The sequence below is a fragment of the Flavobacterium glucosi genome (genome assembly GCF_048286535.1).
GTDB lineage: Bacteria > Bacteroidota > Bacteroidia > Flavobacteriales > Flavobacteriaceae > Flavobacterium.
The window spans coordinates 79381-98422 of the sequence record NZ_JBLVPK010000008.1; the positions used below are offsets into that span (position 1 = coordinate 79381).

At 36.3% G+C, this 19042-nt stretch carries 15 protein-coding genes and 1 riboswitch; all 15 genes read left to right on the forward strand.

What is annotated here, in order from left to right; all coding sequences use genetic code 11:
* Positions 1 to 22 precede the first annotated feature (22 nt).
* The 15 genes from thrA (at position 23) to metH (ending at position 19002) form a co-directional block, all read left to right on the forward strand.
* A complete protein-coding gene (gene thrA, locus ACNQGD_RS13630) occupies positions 23 to 2437 on the forward strand; it encodes a bifunctional aspartate kinase/homoserine dehydrogenase I (protein WP_417999659.1) in 2415 nt (804 codons plus the stop codon).
* Between the two features lie 34 nt (positions 2438 to 2471).
* Positions 2472 to 2897 carry an OsmC family protein gene (locus ACNQGD_RS13635; protein WP_417993153.1) on the forward strand — a complete coding sequence of 142 codons (426 nt, stop codon included), beginning with the start codon at positions 2472 to 2474 and terminating at the stop codon, positions 2895 to 2897.
* 66 nt (positions 2898 to 2963) lie between these two features.
* Complete coding sequence (locus tag ACNQGD_RS13640; protein ID WP_417997829.1) at positions 2964 to 4136, forward strand: trans-sulfuration enzyme family protein; 1173 nt, start codon at positions 2964 to 2966, stop codon at positions 4134 to 4136.
* 182 nt (positions 4137 to 4318) lie between these two features.
* Positions 4319 to 4729, forward strand: coding sequence for an RrF2 family transcriptional regulator (locus ACNQGD_RS13645; RefSeq protein WP_417999660.1), 411 nt, complete (start codon positions 4319 to 4321; stop codon positions 4727 to 4729).
* A 117-nt stretch (positions 4730 to 4846) separates the two neighbouring features.
* The gene (locus ACNQGD_RS13650) at positions 4847 to 5749 is read left to right on the forward strand and encodes a sulfite exporter TauE/SafE family protein (RefSeq protein WP_417993150.1); all 903 of its coding nucleotides are present in this window, start codon (positions 4847 to 4849) and stop codon (positions 5747 to 5749) included.
* Between the two features lie 15 nt (positions 5750 to 5764).
* On the forward strand, positions 5765 to 6466 hold the full coding sequence (locus ACNQGD_RS13655) for a phosphoadenylyl-sulfate reductase (RefSeq protein ID WP_417999661.1): 702 nt from the start codon (positions 5765 to 5767) through the stop codon (positions 6464 to 6466).
* 74 nt (positions 6467 to 6540) lie between these two features.
* Complete coding sequence (cysD, locus tag ACNQGD_RS13660) at positions 6541 to 7440, forward strand: sulfate adenylyltransferase subunit CysD (protein WP_417999662.1); 900 nt, start codon at positions 6541 to 6543, stop codon at positions 7438 to 7440.
* A gap of 154 nt (positions 7441 to 7594) precedes the next feature.
* Positions 7595 to 8839: a sulfate adenylyltransferase subunit 1 gene (locus ACNQGD_RS13665; protein WP_417999663.1), complete on the forward strand. Its 1245-nt coding sequence runs from the start codon at positions 7595 to 7597 to the stop codon at positions 8837 to 8839.
* Positions 8840 to 8926: 87 nt separating this feature from the next.
* Positions 8927 to 11017 (forward strand): nitrite reductase, encoded by a 2091-nt coding sequence (locus ACNQGD_RS13670; RefSeq protein WP_417999664.1) that lies wholly within the window; start codon positions 8927 to 8929, stop codon positions 11015 to 11017.
* Positions 11010 to 11783, forward strand: a complete 774-nt coding sequence (gene cobA, locus ACNQGD_RS13675) for a uroporphyrinogen-III C-methyltransferase (protein ID WP_417999665.1) — start codon at positions 11010 to 11012, stop codon at positions 11781 to 11783. Before ACNQGD_RS13670 ends, cobA begins: the two co-directional genes overlap by 8 nt.
* A gap of 2 nt (positions 11784 to 11785) precedes the next feature.
* On the forward strand, positions 11786 to 12367 hold the full coding sequence (locus ACNQGD_RS13680) for a precorrin-2 dehydrogenase/sirohydrochlorin ferrochelatase family protein (RefSeq protein ID WP_417999666.1): 582 nt from the start codon (positions 11786 to 11788) through the stop codon (positions 12365 to 12367).
* A 91-nt stretch (positions 12368 to 12458) separates the two neighbouring features.
* A complete protein-coding gene (locus ACNQGD_RS13685) occupies positions 12459 to 13511 on the forward strand; it encodes an NAD(P)/FAD-dependent oxidoreductase (protein ID WP_417993144.1) in 1053 nt (350 codons plus the stop codon).
* A 92-nt stretch (positions 13512 to 13603) separates the two neighbouring features.
* Positions 13604 to 13723, forward strand: a riboswitch (SAM riboswitch).
* Between the two features lie 271 nt (positions 13724 to 13994).
* On the forward strand, positions 13995 to 14996 hold the full coding sequence (locus ACNQGD_RS13690) for a homocysteine S-methyltransferase family protein (RefSeq protein WP_417997821.1): 1002 nt from the start codon (positions 13995 to 13997) through the stop codon (positions 14994 to 14996).
* A 141-nt stretch (positions 14997 to 15137) separates the two neighbouring features.
* Complete coding sequence (locus ACNQGD_RS13695) at positions 15138 to 15905, forward strand: hypothetical protein (RefSeq protein WP_417999667.1); 768 nt, start codon at positions 15138 to 15140, stop codon at positions 15903 to 15905.
* Positions 15906 to 16323: 418 nt separating this feature from the next.
* The gene (gene metH, locus ACNQGD_RS13700; protein ID WP_417999668.1) at positions 16324 to 19002 is read left to right on the forward strand and encodes a methionine synthase; all 2679 of its coding nucleotides are present in this window, start codon (positions 16324 to 16326) and stop codon (positions 19000 to 19002) included.
* Positions 19003 to 19042 lie beyond the last annotated feature (40 nt).

Genomic DNA, 19042 nt, shown 5'->3' on the forward strand with positions numbered 1-19042 from the left:
GCAACACAACACAACACATAAAATGAAAATATTAAAATTTGGAGGTAAATCTTTATCAAATGGCGACGGAATAAATAAGGTTGTTGCAATTATTGCCGATAAAGTAAATCAAGGCGAAGAAATTGCAATTGTGGTTTCGGCTAGAGGAAATGCTACAGATGAATTAGAAGAAATTTTAAGTATTGCTTCTAAAAACGGAGATTACAAACCGCTTTTTGAGGATTTCAAAAAATACCAACAAGACGATTACCAAGAAGTGGATTTGTCTGAGGAATTCAATGTTTTGGAAAAATTATTCGAAGGTGTAAGCTTAATTGGCGATTACAGCAATAAAATTAAAGACCAGATTTTGTCGAAAGGAGAATTACTTTCTGCAAAATTACTGACGGCTATTTTAGTTGAAAAGGGAATAAATGCCCGTTTTGCCGATACTCGAGAATTGATAAAAACCGATTCTAAATTTGGCGATGCGCAACCTTTGGAACAAATTTCAAAGAAAAATATAATCAATTATTTCAAGCAGAATAACGGAACAACTGTGAACATTATCACAGGATTTATTGGTTCTAACAATAATAATGACACAACTACTTTAGGGAGAAACGGCAGTAATTATACAGCTTCGTTGATTGCGAATTATTTAAATGCAGAAGAATTACAGAATTATACGCACGTAGACGGAATTTATACCGCTAATCCTGATTTAGTGGTTGATGCAAAGAAAATTGACCATTTATCGTTTAATGAAGCGAATGAAATAGCCAATTTTGGTGCGACGATTCTTCATGCAAAAACGATTATTCCTTTATTGGAAAAAAACATTCCGCTTCGTATTTTGAATACATTCAACCACGAAAATAAAGGAACATTAATTACTTCCAATTCTAATAAAGAAGGGATCAAAACACTTTCGGTACTTGAAAATGTTTCGTTAGTGAATCTGGAAGGGAGAGGATTGTTAGGGAAAACTGGCGTTGATGCCCGTATTTTTAGAGTGATGGGTGACAATCATATTAGCGTAAGCATCATTTCGCAAGGGTCATCAGAAAGAGGAATTGGTTTAGTTGTAGCTGCGGATAAGGCTACAAAAGCTATGATTGAATTGGAAAAAGAATTCGAAAATGATTTTTATTCAAAAGATGTGAATAAGATCACAGTGACGGATGATGTTTCGGTGATTTCTATCATTGGCCAGGATTTGAGTACGTTTCACAAGCCATATACGGCTTTGATAAAAAATAAAATTGTCCCAATACTTTTTAATAATACCGTTACGGGTAAAAACGTGAGTTTGGTTGTCAAAAAATCGCAACTGAACAAAGCTTTAAACGTGATTCACGGGGAGATTTTTGGAGTATCAAAGAAAATTAATATCGCAATTTTCGGACATGGATTAGTGGGCGGAACCTTGATTAACCAAATATTGGAATCAGCCGCAATGATCGAGAAAAGAAAAGACATCAAGTTGAATGTTTTTGCGATTGCAAACTCAAAAAATGTATTGTTGAGTAAAAACGGAGTTACTCCAAATTGGAAAAATGAAATCCAGAATAATGGTTTTTCTTATACTATCGATGATGTAATTGCTTACGCAAATGAGCATCATTTGGAGAATTTGATTGCGATTGATAACACGGCAAGTGCCACATTTGTGGAGAATTATATTCCTTTGGCAGAAAGTAGTTTCGATTTGATTTCATCCAATAAAGTGGCCAATACGCTTAGTTATAGTTTTTATAAAAAATTACGAAAAGTATTGGCGGATAATCAAAAGAGTTATCTTTATGAAACGAATGTTGGAGCCGGATTACCATTGATTGATACGATTAAATTATTGCATCTTTCAGGTGAAAATATCACCAAAATTAAAGGTGTTTTCTCAGGAACATTGAGTTATTTGTTCAATAATTTTTCTGCAAAAGACGCTTCGTTTAGCGAAATATTAAAAGAAGCAATTGATAATGGATATACCGAGCCAGATCCTAGAGAAGATTTGTGTGGAAATGACGTAGGTCGGAAATTATTGATTTTGGCCAGAGAATTAGACTTGCAAAATGAGTTTGAAGAAATTGAGATTCAAAATTTAATACCGGAGCATTTACGTGAAGGTGATGTTTCTGATTTCTTGAATAAATTGACGGAGTTTGATCCAATTTATGCTAAAATAAAAGCCGACCAAAAACCAAATCACGTGTTGCGATACATAGGCGAATTGTCAGGCGATTTGCAAAATGACAAAGGAAATCTTGAAGTGAAATTAGTTTCTGTGCCCTCAGATACGGCTTTAGGAGGATTGAAAGGTTCAGATTCTTTCTTCGAAATTTACACCGAATCGTATGGCGACAGACCCATTGTGATTCAAGGTGCAGGCGCAGGATCAGCCGTGACGGCTAGAGGTGTTTTTGGGGATATTTTAAGATTGTCGGATAAAGGATAAGGATTTAAGATTGCAGATATAAAAAAAGTACAAGATGAAAATAACATTGAACAGAATAAACGACAATTTCCACTTTGAATTAAAAAACGAGCGTGGGCATATAGTAAACGTTGATAGTCGTCCAGAATTTGGCGGGAATGACATGGGTGCAAGTCCAATGGAATTAGTATTGATGGGTGTTGCGGGTTGCAGTGCCATCGATATGATTTCGATTTTGAAAAAGCAGCGTCAGGAAATCACTTCTTTCAAAGCTGAGGTTGAAGGGGAACGTGTACAAGTAGGAGAAGCGAAACCATTCAAGGATATTACAGTAGTATTCTTTTTGGAAGGGCCTATTAATGAAGAAAAAGCAGCCAGAGCCGCACAACTTTCTTTCGAAAAATACTGTTCGGTTTCTAAAACTTTAGAGCCAACCGCAACCATACATTACAAAGTAGTTTTGAATAATAAACCATTGTAGTTTAAGCAAAGTGTTTGGATTTTATGTTCCAACAACTTTAAACCTTAAACTTTAAACTAAAAAAGAATGAACGAACAAGAATTTGGTTTTGAAACCGAAGCCATCCGTACCCAATTAGAAAGAACGCAATATTTAGAGCACTCAGTTCCTTTGTACTTAACCTCTAGTTTTGTCTTTGAAGATGCCGAAGACATGCGTGCTTCTTTTGCTGAAGAGAAAGACAGGAATATTTATAGCCGTTACAGCAATCCGAACACGAACGAATTTATTGATAAAGTTTGTAAAATGGAAGGTGCGGCAGCTGGTTTTGCCTTTGCATCCGGAATGGCAGCAGTGTATTCAACCTTGGCAGCTTTATTGAAATCCGGAGATCACATTGTTTCTTCCAGTAGTGTTTTTGGAGCGACACATTCTTTATTTATCAATTATTTTCCAAAATGGAATATTGAAACCTCCTATTTTGATATTAATAAGCCGGAAACGATTGAAAGTTTCATTACACCAAATACAAAGATACTTTTTGCTGAATCACCTACTAATCCGGCTGTTGATATTATCGATTTAGAACTTTTAGGAACGATAGCCCAAAAACATAATTTGATTTTGGTAATTGACAACTGTTTTGCAACACCTTATCTGCAACAACCTATAAAATGGGGTGCGCACTTAGTGGTACATTCCGCTACAAAGTTAATGGACGGTCAAGGTAGAGTGTTGGGAGGAATAACAGTTGGTGATGCTGAATTGATTCAAAAAATCTATTTATTTTCTCGACTTACAGGGCCTTCCTTGTCACCTTTTAACGCCTGGGTATTATCAAAAAGCTTAGAAACATTGGCGATTCGTTTAGACAGACATTGTGAAAATGCCTTGAAAGTGGCTGAGTTTCTGGAAAGCCATCCTCAGGTTAATAAAGTGAAGTATCCTTTTTTGAAATCGCATCCACAATATGAAATTGCTCAAAAGCAAATGAAGTTGGGTGGAAACATTGTAGCTTTTGAAATAAAAGGTGGTCTTGAAGCCGGAAGAGCATTTTTGGATAAAATAAAATTATGTTCCTTGTCACCAAATTTGGGTGATACGAGAACGATTGTTACGCATCCAGCTTCTACAACACACAGTAAATTATCAGTTGAAGAACGTTTGGCGGTAAGTATCACAGATGGTTTAGTTCGTGTTTCAGTAGGATTGGAAACCGTGAAAGATGTTATTGCTGATTTAGAGCAGGCACTTTCGTAAAGATTTTTGAATGTAGATTAACGATTTAGATTGCAGATTTCTCATCCAACAACAATCGTTAATCTACATTCACCATTCTTCATTCAAAAAGTATATTTTTGTTGTTGTAAAAAGGATATGATTGTTCTGATATTTAGACTATCAAAAATCAGCAATCAAAAATCAGCAATCAAAAATCAATTATGCTTTCAAAAAAAACAAAATACGGAATAAAGGCTTTGTCATTTTTGGCTCGTCAAGAGAATCAAATACCGGTTCCAATTGCGGATATTGCAAAAAGTGAAAACATTTCGATTAAGTTTTTGGAAAGTATTTTATTACTCTTGCGTTATTCTGGTTTTTTGGGAGCCAAAAAAGGGAAAGGTGGAGGATATTATCTGATAAAAGAGCCAAAAGACATTAATATGGCTCATGTCTATCGCATTCTGGAAGGGCCAATCGCTTTGCTGCCCTGTGTTAGCCATAATTTTTATGAAAAATGTGACGATTGCGTTGACGAAGCCAATTGCTCCGTTCATAAACTAATGACCGAAGTGCGGGACAATACGCTTATGATATTAGAAAACAATACACTTGCGGATATCGCTCTTTAAAGAATAAATCATAGAATAAGTTTTGTAGTTAAGTAAAAAGTTTTACTTTTGCATAGTAATCTACTATTCCGATGGGGTAATAGGTTTAAATAATTAAAACAGTTGAATTTTAAAAGCATGAGCAAAGAATTGAAAGAGATTAATATCAATGTAAAATCGGAAACTACTTTTGCAGAGCGTTTATGGGTTATTATTCCTGTTGTTTTGTTGATTGGATTGTTTTCGACATTAATGTACAATCATTATACTGAGTTTTCCTGGAATGGTTTTTTGGCAGGCTTCAATCAGGAATTTTTAATCTTTTTCTGTATTGGGGTATTTGCTCAATTAGTGGATGGAACTTTGGGAATGGGTTATGGAGCAACCTCTACTTCTTTTTTATTGGCCTATGGAATTCCGCCAGCAATAAGCAGTACAGGGGTTCACGTTGCTGAAATGTTTACCACTGGAGCTTCTGCTATTTCTCATCATCGATTTGGGAATATCAATAAAAAACTAGTGAGACATTTGTTGATTCCGGGTGTTTTAGGTTCTATTGCAGGGGCTTATTTATTGTCGGATGTGATTGATGGGGATGCGATAAAACCATTTATAGCCCTTTATATGATTGCGCTGGCAATTATAATTATTAGAAAAGCATTAAAAAAGAATATCATTAAAAAGAAAACTAAAAAATTAGGTATTTTGGCCTCTTTCGGAGGTTTTATGGATGCTGTTGGTGGCGGCGGATGGGGGCCAATAGTGACTTCAACGTTACTAGGGAACGGAAGAAATCCTAGATATACTATCGGTTCTGTGAATGCAGCTGAATTTGCGGTTTCTTTTGCTAGTGGAATAACATTCATGATTTTTGGAGGAATTCAAGGATGGCAGGTTATTATAGGTTTGATTTTAGGAGGCGTTATCGCTGCGCCAATTGCGGCTTTATTAGTCAATAAAATCAAAAGACAACCGATGATGATTTTGGTGGGGATCTTAATTATCATTTTGAGTTTAAGAACTTTATCGAAATTGTTATAAAAGAGAAACGAAATTATGAGCACAGAAATAGTAAATGCTTTATTAGAAAAAACAGCAAACTTTTCGATAGAAGAGACTTTGGCTTTTTTGGCTAATGAATACAAAGATAAAGTAGTTTTTTCAACTTCTTTCGGACAGGAAGACCAAGTGATTACGGCTTTAATTGCAAAAAATGATTTACCGATTACCATTTTTACGTTGGATACCGGACGATTATTTCAAGAAACGTATGATGTTTTTCACAAGACATTGAAAAAGTATAAAATAGACATTAAAACCTATTTCCCGGAAACAACTGCGGTGGAAGAGTTGTTAAATAAAAAAGGTCCAAACAGTTTCTACGAATCGGTTGGGAATAGAAAAGAATGTTGTTTTATTCGAAAAGTGGCTCCGTTGACTAAAGCTTTAAAAGGGAATGAAATCTGGATTACCGGTTTACGTGCGGAACAATCAGAAAATAGAAATGATTTGGCAGCCTTTGAATACGATGCCCATTTTAATATTATCAAATTTAATCCATTATTGAAATGGACTTTGTCCGAAGTTCAAAAATATATGGATGATAATAATGTGCCTCAAAACGCATTACACAAAAAAGGATTTGTGAGCATTGGTTGCGCACCTTGTACAAGAGCCATAGCCGAAGGAGAAGATATCAGGGCTGGAAGATGGTCATGGGAATCGAGTCATAAAGAATGTGGTTTGCACCAGAAGTAATTTTAAATTATGAATTATAAATTATAAATGATTGTTGAATTTTTTCGAATCATTTAAATCTTTAAATTAAAAAAATGAGTACCATATTAAAAACAAATGCTTTAGAAAGCGAAGCGATATACATTTTTAGAGAAGTGATTTCTCAATTTAACAAACCGGTTTTGCTTTTCTCTGGCGGAAAAGATTCTATAACATTAGTACGTTTAGCACAGAAAGCTTTTTTTCCTGCTAAAATTCCTTTTCCATTGTTGCATGTAGATACAGGTCATAATTTTCCGGAAACTATTGCTTTTAGAGATAAATTGGTTGCTGAATTAGGGTTGGAATTAATCGTTCGTAATGTTCAAGATGCTATTGACGAAGGTAAAGTTGTAGAAGAATCGGGTAAATATTCAAGCAGAAATAGTTTGCAAACGACAACACTTTTGGATGCAATCGAAGAGTTTAAATTTGATGCTTGTATCGGTGGTGCGCGTCGTGATGAAGAAAAAGCAAGAGCGAAAGAACGTATTTTCTCGGTTCGTGATGATTTTGGCCAATGGGACGAAAAAAACCAACGCCCTGAATTATTTGATCTTTTGAATGGAAAAATTGAAAACGGGCAAAACGTTCGTGTTTTTCCAATTTCGAACTGGACGGAATTAGATGTATGGAGTTATATTGAACAAGAGCAAATCGAAATCCCATCTATTTACTTTTCACACAAGCGTAAAGTATTCTTGAGAGACGGTATGATTTGGTCTCATTCTCCTTTTGTTTACCAAGAAGAAGATGAAGAAATCGAAGAAAGAATTGTTCGTTTTAGAACTGTTGGAGATATGAGTTGTACAGCTGCTGTTGATTCTTATGCAGCAACTATTCAAGAAGTAGTTGGCGAAATTAGATCTTCGACTATTTCTGAAAGAGGAGCCAGAATTGATGACAAACGTTCTGAAGCTGCAATGGAAAAAAGAAAACAACAAGGGTATTTTTAGAAAATAATTATAAGTTATGAATTATGAATTATGAATTGTTCCGAGACATTTAAAATTTATAATTCAACATTTAAAATAAAAAAATCAAATTTAAAAGTTTACACAAAGTGTTTTGAAAACCTTAAACTTTTAAACTTCAAACAAAAAACAAGGAATGGAAGTTTTAAAAATAGCAACAGCAGGAAGTGTAGATGACGGAAAAAGCACCTTAATCGGAAGATTATTGTACGATACAAAATCGTTGACTACAGATAAGATTGAAGCAATAGAAAAAAGCAGCAAGCAAAAAGGATACGATTATTTAGATTTCTCATTGGCTACAGATGGTTTGGTTGCCGAAAGAGAACAAGGAATTACAATTGATGTGGCGCATATTTATTTTTCGACTGCCAAAAAAAGTTACATTATTGCCGATACTCCGGGTCACGTTGAATATACACGTAATATGGTTACCGGAGCTTCAACTTCACAAGTTTCAATCATTTTGATTGATGCTCGTAAAGGAGTTATTGAGCAAACCTACCGTCACTTTTTTATCAATAATCTATTGAGAGTAAAAGATGTGATTGTTGCGGTAAACAAAATGGATTTAGTTGATTATTCAGAAGAAGTATACAACAAAATCAAAGCAGACTTTCAGGCATTAAATGCAAAAAGTGCTTTCAAAGAACAAAATGTAAGTTACATTCCGCTAAGTGCAATCAATGGTGGTAATGTTGCCGATAAATCGGAGAATATGCCTTGGTATACCGGACAGACAGTTTTGGAACATTTGGAATCTTTAGAACCAAATGATATCTATGAAAACGGAATCGCACGTTTTCCTGTTCAAACAGTAATTCGACCAAAAACGGAGGAATACCACGATTTTAGAGGATATGCCGGAAAATTATACGGTAACACTATTAAAGTTGGAGATGCTGTAACGGTGCTTCCTTCTTTGACAGAATCTACAGTAACGAATATTCACTTTTTTGACAAGCAATTTGATGAAGCTTCGGCTGGTTCTTCTATCACTATCGAATTAGATAATGACATCAATGTAACCAGAGGCGATATGATTGTAAAATCGAATGAACTTCCTAAAATTGAAAAAGACATTACAACAACTGTTTGTTGGATGGACAGTAAAAAATTAGTGGCAGGTGCAAAATATTATGTGCAACACAACAGCAATAGAGTTTTGGCAAAAATTGATGGTGTAAAAAACGTAATCGCAACCGATTATTCAGGAACAACTCCAGCGACTCAATTAGCGATAAATGAAATTGGAGAAGTAACTATCAAATTGAGCAAAGCCATTTATTTTGATGCTTACACGGATAATAAATCTAACGGAGCTTTCATCTTAATAGATGCTGCAACCAATACAACAGCTGGCGTTGGTTTTATAAAATAATTTTAGCTTTTGCTAAAAAAATAAATAAGTTAAAAGATATAGATTAACAGCTAAAAGCCCAAAGCCAATAGCTAAAAGCTAAAAAAGATGCAAAGTTTTAGAACCGAAATAGAAGACCCGATTGTCCAAAAAGAGATTATCGATTTAGAGAAAAAAATTCATTCCTTCCGAAGTGGACAAATTGACGATGAGCGTTTTCGCAGTCTTCGTTTGGCCCGTGGTATTTACGGTCAACGTCAAGAAGGCGTGCAAATGATTCGTATTAAATTGCCTTACGGAAAAGTGACTAGCGAGCAATTGAAGCGTATTACGGAAGTGTCCGATAAATATTCTACAGGACGTTTACACATTACTACCCGTCAGGATATTCAAATTCACTATGTGAGTTTAGACAGAACACCTGAGCTTTGGTCTGAGTTGGCGAAAGATGATATCACTTTGAGGGAAGCGTGTGGAAACACCGTGCGTAATATTACCGGAAGCGAATTAGCGGGTGTAGATGTTGATGAACCTTTTGATGTGTCGCCTTATGCGCATGGTTTGTTTCAATATTTATTGCGTAACCCAATTTGTCAAGAAATGGGACGTAAGTTCAAAATATCATTCTCCTCTTCAGATAAAGATACTGCTTTGAGTTATTTGCATGATTTAGGATTTATTCCAAAAATTGTAAATGGCGAAAAAGGATTCAAAATAATGTTTGCGGGTGGTTTAGGTTCTCAACCAAGTCACGCTGAATTGCTTTCAGAATTTGTACCGGTGAACCAAATTATCCCAACTGCCGAAGGAATAATCAGAGTTTTTGACCGTTACGGAGAAAGAGCAAAACGTTTGAAAGCACGTATGAAGTTCTTAATCAAGGACTTGGGTCGTGAAGAGTTTTTGCGTTTGGTTGACGAAGAGAAAAAAGCATTGCCTTTTCATACTTACGAAATAGATACCACTGCTTTTGAAGGACCAATTACAGAACCTTTATTGGCAGTACCAGCAGTAACGATCGAGGATGTTGAAGCTTTTGAAGCTTGGAAAAAATCAAATGTGATTGCACAAAAACAAACTGGATATGTTGCTATTGGTATCAAAGTACTTTTAGGAGATTTCTATACAGACAAAGCAAAATTATTAGCCGATTTGATTAAAAATTATGGTGCTAATGAGTTGCGTTTTTCATTACGACAAAACATCGTTTTACGTAATATTAAAGAAGAAAATCTAGCGTTCTTTTACCAAGAATTAGCCAAATTGGATTTTGTTGCTTTAGGATATGATACGATTGGAGATATCACGGCTTGTCCGGGAACGGATACGTGTAATTTAGGTATTGCAAGTAGTACTGGTATTGCAGATGAATTAGAAAGAGTATTAAAAACAGAATACCCACAATACAGCAACAATCAACAAATCGCAATAAAAATTAGCGGTTGTATGAATGCTTGTGGACAACACAATATGTCCGAAATTGGTTTCCAAGGAATGTCAATCAATGCAGGAAAACTGGTTGCTCCGGCACTTCAGGTATTATTGGGTGGAGGAAACTTAGGAAACGGAAACGGAAGATTTTCGGATAAAGTAATCAAAATTCCAAGTAGAAGAGGACCCGATGCGTTGCGTTTTATCTTAAATGATTTTGATGCCAATGGAAACGGACTATCATTCTTGAATTATTATGATGCTAAAGGCGAAAAATATTTCTACGAATTTCTAAAACCATTGGCAGATATAACAAACCTTACCGAGGCTGATTTTGTAGATTGGGGAAATGCCGATAACTACGTAAAAGCAGTTGGAATAGGAGAATGCGCAGGTGTAGTAATTGATTTAGTGGCTACTTTAATATTAGAAGCCAAAGATAAAATGACTTTTGCACAAGAAGCTTTCGAAGATAAAAAATGGTCGGATGCGATTTATTTAGCCTACGCCGGTTTTGTAAACGGTGCCAAAGCAATTTTACTGGCCGAAAACGAAAAAACAAATCACCACGCTGGAATTATCGATTTGTTTGATACTGTTTTTATCGAAAGCAAAAAAATAGAATTGGAGTCAAGCTTTAAAGAGTTAGTTTATCAAATCAAAGCGAATGAGCCTTCGGCAGAATTTGCACAAAAATACATTCAAGAAGGAGTTGCGTTTTTTGATAAAATAGAAAAATACAGAGCAAAAGATTTAGCTGATGCATAATACAATACAACCAAAAGTAACTTTAGTGGGTGCTGGTCCCGGCGATCCAGATTTATTTACTCTGAAAGGAGTTAAAGCACTTGCTGAAGCGAACGTGGTTTTGTATGATGCACTGGCCAATGAAGAAATAATGAATCACGCACCAAAAACGGCCATAAAAATATTTGTGGGTAAAAGAATTGGCGCACATGAATATTCGCAAGACCAAATCAATCAGTTGATTGTAGACAATGCGCTTACGTATGGAAATGTGGTTCGGTTAAAAGGGGGAGATCCCTTTATTTTTGGCCGTGGAAGCGAAGAAATTGAATTCGCAGAAAGTTTTGGAATCCCTACATTTGTGGTGCCCGGAATTTCATCGGCAATTGCAGTTCCTGCTTATCAAGGAATTTCTTTAACTAAAAGAGGCGTTTCCGAAAGTTTTTGGGTAATCACAGGCACAACTTCCGACAGGAATTTGTCGAATGATGTAGCTCTCGCAGCACAATCATCAGCAACAGTTGTGATTTTGATGGGAATGAGTAAGCTATCGCAAATTGTTTCTTTATTCCAAAAAGAATCTAAAGGAGAAACTCCAGTTGCGATTATTCAAAACGGGACTACTCCAGAAGAAAAAGTGGGTGTTGGAACGATTAACACTATTCAAGAAGTTGTGGCGGAGAAAAAGTTAAGTTCACCTGCAATAATTGTTATTGGAGAAGTGGTAAAAGAAAGCACCCAATTAAGAGGTTTTTACGAAGAATTTATAGCCTCTGAAATAAGATAACAATGGAAAGAAACGAATTATATCCAATATTTTTAAAATTACACAACCTCAATGTACTTATTGTAGGCGGAGGAAATGTAGGTTTAGAAAAGTTATCTTTCATGTTGAAATCGAGTCCCAATGCAAATGTTGAGGTGGTGGCGCCAAGGTTTTTGCCGGAATTGGAAGCATTGGTAGAAAAACATCCTTCTGTAAAATTGACCTATAAAAAATTTAATCGCTGGATGCTACGCAAACGCCACATGGTAATTGCCTGCACCGATGATTTGAAAGTCAATAAACGCGTATTCGACTTGTCACGAAAAAGATTCCTGATTTGCAACATTGCCGATACGCCGCCATTATGTGATTATTATTTGGGCGGAATTGTAACCAAAGGAAATGTCAAAATCGCCATTTCAACAAACGGAAAATCACCGACAACAGCTAAAAGATTACGGGAGTTTTTCGAAGAAATAATTCCGGACGATATCAATAAAATGGTCGAAAACCTAAATGAATATCGCAAAACGCTGAAAGGAAATTTCGAGGAAAAAGTACAGAAAATGAATGAAATAACCGAGTCGTTAAAAAATAAAGAATAAAAGCATTGCAAAAGAACGAATGATATTTATCATTTAAAGCAGTAAAAAGCAATCGTTACTTTGTATTAAATAATTACATAAAGAAAAAAAAATGATTAAGACAGACATACTTATAATAGGAGCCGGACCAACAGGTTTATTTGCCGTTTTTGAAGCAGGATTATTGAAATTAAAATGTCATATTTTAGATGCCTTGCCTCAAGCAGGTGGCCAACTATCTGAATTGTATCCAAAAAAACCAATTTATGATATTCCAGGTTTTCCGGAAGTATTAGCGGGTGATTTAGTGGATAATTTAATGGAACAAATCAAGCAATTTGAACCTGGTTTTACGCTGGGTGAACGTGCGGAAACCATTGAAAAACAAGAAGACGGAAGTTTTATTGTGACTTCGAATAAAGGAAAAAAATTCCATGCTTCGGTTGTTGCTATTGCTGGTGGGCTAGGAAGTTTTGAACCAAGAAAACCATTAATTGAAGACATCGAATTTTACGAAGATAAAGGAGTAAAATATTTCATTAAAAATCCGGAAAAATTCAGAGACAAAAGAGTCGTAATTGCTGGAGGTGGTGATTCCGCTTTAGACTGGAGTATTTTCTTGTCTAATATTGCTTCCGAAGTCACTCTGATTCACAGAAGAAATGAATTTAGAGGTGCTTTAGATTCTGTAGAAAAAGTGCAGGAATTAAAAAATTCAGGAAAAATAAAAATGATCACGCCGGCAGAAGTAGTTGGTTTGAATGGAGCCGAACATTTAGAATCAATTGATATTGAAGAAAATGGAGCCCACAGAACCATTCCAACGGATTATTTCATTCCTCTTTTTGGATTAACGCCAAAATTAGGCCCTATCGGAGACTGGGGATTAGACATTGAAAAAAATGCTATTAAAGTAAACAATGCCTTAGATTATCAAACGAACATTCCAGGAATTTTTGCCATTGGTGACGTAAATACCTATCCGGGGAAATTAAAATTGATTCTTTGTGGTTTTCACGAAGCAACATTAATGTGTCAGGCAGCCTACCAAATCATTAATCCAGGTAAGAAATATGTATTAAAATATACTACAGTTTCTGGCGTGGACGGATTTGACGGAACCCGTAAAGAGGCTCCAAAAGCTGTGGTGAAAGCCATTGTTTAACAACTTACTAGTAACTAGTTAAAAAATATAGCGCTAATACTTGCAAGTATTAGCGCTTTGTCTTTACTTTGCACTGTTCTTATATTTATTGACAGTTATCACGAAAGGCGGAGGGAAAGACCCAATGAAACCTTAGCAACCCTTTATCTTTAAAGAAGGTGCTACATTCTACTTTATGCAGAACCAGTTTCAGTATGTAAGATAGATAACACACAAATACTCACTTAGTATTTCTCAAACCTTTTCTTGACAACATATCGATATTTAGCCTACTGAATTAATTTCAGTATCAGGAGCGAAGAATTGGCTTTTTTTGCCAATACCGTTCCCGCTTTCCGTTGCAATCTTTTACTTTTTTAAAGAAAAAAAGTAAAAGGATTTACACTGCAGTCGGGGCTAAAGAGCTACTATAGTTAACTTTTGTAATTATTTAATCCATTAAAAGCTTTGCGCCTTTGCGTCTTTGCGAGCAAAAAAATAGATATGTCAAGCATTCAAGAAGCCATTAAAAAAAACATACTCATACTCGATGGAGCTATGGGAACCATGTTGCAACGTTACAATTTTTCCGAAGAAGATTTTCGTGGAGAGCGTTTCAAAGATTTTCCACATTCCCTAAAAGGAAACAACGATTTATTGTCACTTACACAACCACAAGCCATCAAAGCAGTTCACGCGGCTTATTTTGAAGCGGGAGCTGATATCGTTGAAACCAATACGTTCTCAGGAACCACGATTGGTATGGCCGATTATTATCTGGAAGAATATGTTTATGAACTCAACTACGAATCGGCACGAATTGCCCGTGAAGTAGCCGATGAGTTTACAGCCAAAAATCCAGATAAACCTCGTTTTGTTGCTGGTTCAATAGGACCAACAAACAGAACGGCGAGCATGTCACCAGATGTAAATGATCCCGGTTATAGAGCGGTAACTTTTGATGATTTGCGTATTGCGTACAAACAACAAGTAGAAGCGTTGATTGACGGAGGAAGTGATTTATTATTGGTGGAAACCATTTTCGATACTTTAAATGCCAAAGCGGCACTTTTCGCTATTGAAGAAGTCAAAGATGAACGCAATATCGATATTCCCATAATGGTTTCCGGTACCATTACCGATGCATCAGGAAGAACACTTTCGGGACAAACCGTGGAAGCTTTTTTAGTTTCTGTTTCGCACATTCCGTTGTTGAGCGTAGGTTTTAATTGTGCCTTGGGTGCTGATTTATTAAAACCATATTTGCAAACCTTATCACAAAACACTTCTTTTAACGTGTCGGCACATCCTAATGCAGGATTGCCAAACGCATTTGGTGAGTACGATGAAACCCCGGAGCAGATGCAAGCCTTCATCAAAGAATATTTAGACGATAATTTAGTAAATATCATAGGTGGTTGTTGCGGCACAACCCCGGAACATATCAGGTTGATCGCTGATATTGCTAAGGATTATAAACCTAGGGTTTCAACGGCGACAATGTAACTTAGAGACGCGATTTATCGCGTTTAACACGAATAGGGATTTGTTAAGAGCAAAGCAATAATAAATTGTAGAGATTGCAATTATGAATTGTATATATTTATGAGTTAGTGGGAAGCAAACACCAAACGATAAGCATATTTAATGGAAAACGAAAATAAAACAACAAAATTAATTCAGACTGGCGCCGAGATAGTAGGTGCAGTAATTGGCGGTGCAATAGGTTTAATTGGTGGGCCAGTTTTTGCAATTGGTGGTAATATTGCTGGAGTGGCAGTATCCAAAGGTATTGGTGAATTTGCTGAAAGAATTTTATCAAATAGAGAGCAAGTAAGAGTTGGAGCTTCTGCTGGTTTAACAATAGTTGGAGTACAAGAAAATTTAGATAATGGATTAGTATTACGACAAGATGGTTTTTTTGACAGTGACGAAATTAATCGAAGCAAAGCAGAAGAACTTTTTGAAGGTGTTTTAATGAAATGTAAGAATGAATTTGAAGAAAAGAAAATTAAATTCATTTCTAATATTTATAAAAATGTCGCATTTGACAGCTCTGTAAATCCAGACAATGCAAATCAAATTTTGAATGTAGTTCAACAATTAAGCTATAGGCAGTTAACAATTTTAGCAATGGTTGGGCAAAATATAAGTAACAAATATTCTTTAAGAATAAATGATCTTCGTGAAGATTATGATAACGTAACTACAGATATTGAATTTCTGCTACAAGACTTTATTTTGTTAGATAGACAAGGCTTAATATGTAGGAATGATGAAATTACATTGCTTGATATATCAGACGTTGTTCCAGGAATAATGAAATTAACTCAAATTGGAACTGATTATTTTAAACTTTTAGACCTTAATTTTATGGACGAAAGAGAATTTAATTTTATAGACCAAATAAAATAATAACCCCCGCTAGTGCGAGCTTTTAGCTCGTGCCCACAAACAAAGGCGGGTTAAAGATTTTGAACAATATAACTTAGAATGGGCACGAGCGGGACGCTTGCGCTCGCGAAGTACGAGTTCCGTAGGAACGACCCATTTTGTAGCAACGGAATTTATTCCGTTGGTGTGGGTAAAAAGAATAGTAATAGCATGCAGGGTTTTGCGTGAGGGATAGCAGAGAAAAGCCCACAGACAAATGAAGTCCCGATAGCTATCGGGACTTCATTTGTCGAGGACTTGTAACGAATAGCCCGACCCTTGGGTCACGCCCAAAATAATAATAAACAAAACGAACTACACGTTTTAAAAAGGTAGCAATAAACAAAAAAGTTAAACCTATACTGTTTTTAAAAACGGTGTAGGATCAAATAAAACAAAAATGGCACACGCAGAAAAGAGAAGAAACCTTGTATTATCGGGATTAGAGCCTTTAATTATTACGCCGGAAAGCGTTTTTGTAAACATTGGTGAACGAACGAATGTTACCGGTTCTAGAAAATTCCTTCGGTTAATCAAAGAAGAAAAATACGAAGAAGCACTCAGTATCGCTAAAGAGCAAGTGGAAGGTGGCGCGCAAATCATCGATATAAATATGGATGAAGGAATGCTGGATGGTGAATATGCCATGACAAAATTCCTGAATTTAATCGCTGCCGAACCTGATATTTCTAGGGTTCCAATCATGATTGATAGCTCGAAATGGGATATCATCGAGGCGGGACTTAAAGTGGTGCAAGGAAAAAGTGTCGTAAACTCGATTTCTTTAAAGGAAGGCGAAGAGCAATTCATTCATCACGCCAAATTGATTAAGCGCTATGGTGCTGCGGCAATTATTATGGCATTTGATGAAACGGGACAAGCTGATAATTACGAACGCCGGGTAGAAATTTGCCAACGTTCGTATGATATTTTGGTAAACAAAGTTGGTTTTCCTCCGCAGGATATTATTTTCGATTTGAATATATTTCCAGTAGCAACAGGAATGGAAGAACACCGCGATAACGCATTGGATTTCTTTAGAGGTACGAAATGGGTTAGAGAAAATCTTCCGCATGCACACATTAGTGGCGGGGTAAGTAATGTTTCGTTTTCGTTTAGAGGAAATGACACGGTTCGGGAAGCGATGCACTCGGTTTTCTTATACCACGCTATTCAAAACGGAATGACGATGGGAATCGTGAATCCTGAAATGCTTTCTATTTACGATGAGATTCCAAAGGAACTTTTGGAACGTGTTGAAGATGTAATTCTAAACAGACGTGATGATGCCACCGAAAGGTTGTTGGACTTTGCCGAAAATGTAAAAGGCGATGTAAAGAATACTGAAAAAGCGGTACAGGAATGGCGTTCGGGAACCATTCAGGAACGATTGACACATTCGTTAGTAAAAGGAGTCGATGAATTTATAGAAATTGATGTTGAAGAAGCCCGATTGGCAGCTGTGAAACCGATCGAAGTTATCGAAATCAACTTGATGACGGGAATGAATGTCGTGGGGGATTTATTTGGGTCGGGTAAAATGTTTTTGCCGCAAGTGGTAAAGTCAGCACGAGTAATGAAAAAAGCAGTAGCTTATTTGCTGCCTTTCATTGAAGCCGAAAAAGATGGAGTTTCGAGTTTTGCAGGTCGTATCTTAATGGCGACTGTAAAAGGAGATGTACATGATATTGGAAAAAATATTGTTTCGGTTGTTTTAGCCTGTAACAATTATGAAATCATAGATTTAGGGGTGATGGTTGCGCCGGAGAAAATCATTGCAGCAGCAATTGAGCACAATGTTGACATTATTGGATTAAGCGGATTAATTACGCCATCATTGGACGAAATGGTATATCTCGCCAAGGAATTAGACAAGCGAAACATAAAAATCCCTGTAATGATTGGTGGAGCAACCACTTCACGAGCGCATACTGCCGTGAAAATTGCACCGCAATATAGAGAAACGGTTATTCACGTAAATGATGCTTCGAGAGCCGTAACGGTTGCCGGAAATTTATTGAACAAGGATAGAAAGATATATGCGAGTGATATCAGGGCAGATTATGATGCTTTTAGAGAGACGTTTTTGAATCGTTCGCGAGACAAAAACTTCTTGACTATTGAGCAAGCTCGTGTCAACAAACTAAAATTGGATTGGGAGAATTACAATCCAATAAAACCCAATTTTATTGGCGTAAAAACTATCGAAGTCGATTTGGATGTTTTGGTTCCTTATATTGACTGGACGCCGTTTTTTAGAACATGGGAATTGTTCGGAAAATACCCAGCAATTTTAACAGATACTGTTGTTGGTGAGCAAGCTACTTCCGTTTTTGCTGATGCCAATGAAATGTTGGAAGTTATTTTAAAAGAAAAGAAACTGACTGCGAAAGGAATTTACGGAATTTTTCCGGCGAATCAAATCAACGATGATGATATCGAGTTGCGTGATGAAAGCGGAAAAGTATTAGATAAATTCTTGACGTTACGTCAACAATCACAAAAAACAAAAGGGGCTCCAAACATTGCCTTATCTGATTTTATTGCTCCGAAAGACAGCGGTAAAACCGATTATATGGGTGCGTTTTGTGTGACTACCGGTTTTGGAGTTGACGAATGGGCGGCTGAATTCGAAAGAGATTTAGACGATTACAATTCGATAATGGTGAAAGCATTGGCAGACCGTTTTGCGGAAGCTTTTGCGGAATATTTGCATGAAAAAGTACGAAAAGAAATTTGGGGGTATTCATCAGATGAAGCTTTGAGCACAGAGGCTATGATTGCTGAAGATTACAAAGGAATTCGTCCGGCTCCAGGATATCCCGCTTGTCCAGACCATTTAGAAAAACCCACGATTTGGAAATTACTAAATGTTGCAGAAGAAATTGGAGTGACCTTGACCGAAAGTATGGCGATGTGGCCGGCTTCATCCGTTTCTGGGTATTATTTTGGAAATCCGGAAAGTAAGTATTTTGGACTTGGAAAAATAAAAGAAGACCAAGTTATTGATTACGCCAAACGAAGAAGCATTCCAACCGATGTAGCAATGAAATGGTTGAACCCGAATATAGCAGATTAAAAACACAGTCATAAAGTCAAAAGTCATAAAGTCCAAAGGA

Excerpts from the sequence above, each read along its gene's own strand:
- ACNQGD_RS13655 (WP_417999661.1), top strand. The coding sequence starts at position 5,765 with ATGAGCACAGAAATAGTAAATGCTTTATTAGAAAAAACAGCAAACTTT.
- ACNQGD_RS13650 (WP_417993150.1), top strand. The coding sequence starts at position 4,847 with ATGAGCAAAGAATTGAAAGAGATTAATATCAATGTAAAATCGGAAACT.
- cysD (WP_417999662.1), top strand. The coding sequence starts at position 6,541 with ATGAGTACCATATTAAAAACAAATGCTTTAGAAAGCGAAGCGATATAC.
- ACNQGD_RS13685 (WP_417993144.1), top strand. The coding sequence starts at position 12,459 with ATGATTAAGACAGACATACTTATAATAGGAGCCGGACCAACAGGTTTA.
- ACNQGD_RS13635 (WP_417993153.1), top strand. The coding sequence starts at position 2,472 with ATGAAAATAACATTGAACAGAATAAACGACAATTTCCACTTTGAATTA.
- ACNQGD_RS13695 (WP_417999667.1), top strand. The coding sequence starts at position 15,138 with ATGGAAAACGAAAATAAAACAACAAAATTAATTCAGACTGGCGCCGAG.
- cobA (WP_417999665.1), top strand. The coding sequence starts at position 11,010 with ATGCATAATACAATACAACCAAAAGTAACTTTAGTGGGTGCTGGTCCC.
- ACNQGD_RS13645 (WP_417999660.1), top strand. The coding sequence starts at position 4,319 with ATGCTTTCAAAAAAAACAAAATACGGAATAAAGGCTTTGTCATTTTTG.
- metH (WP_417999668.1), top strand. The coding sequence starts at position 16,324 with ATGGCACACGCAGAAAAGAGAAGAAACCTTGTATTATCGGGATTAGAG.
- ACNQGD_RS13690 (WP_417997821.1), top strand. The coding sequence starts at position 13,995 with ATGTCAAGCATTCAAGAAGCCATTAAAAAAAACATACTCATACTCGAT.
- ACNQGD_RS13640 (WP_417997829.1), top strand. The coding sequence starts at position 2,964 with ATGAACGAACAAGAATTTGGTTTTGAAACCGAAGCCATCCGTACCCAA.
- thrA (WP_417999659.1), top strand. The coding sequence starts at position 23 with ATGAAAATATTAAAATTTGGAGGTAAATCTTTATCAAATGGCGACGGA.
- ACNQGD_RS13670 (WP_417999664.1), top strand. The coding sequence starts at position 8,927 with ATGCAAAGTTTTAGAACCGAAATAGAAGACCCGATTGTCCAAAAAGAG.
- ACNQGD_RS13680 (WP_417999666.1), top strand. The coding sequence starts at position 11,786 with ATGGAAAGAAACGAATTATATCCAATATTTTTAAAATTACACAACCTC.
- ACNQGD_RS13665 (WP_417999663.1), top strand. The coding sequence starts at position 7,595 with ATGGAAGTTTTAAAAATAGCAACAGCAGGAAGTGTAGATGACGGAAAA.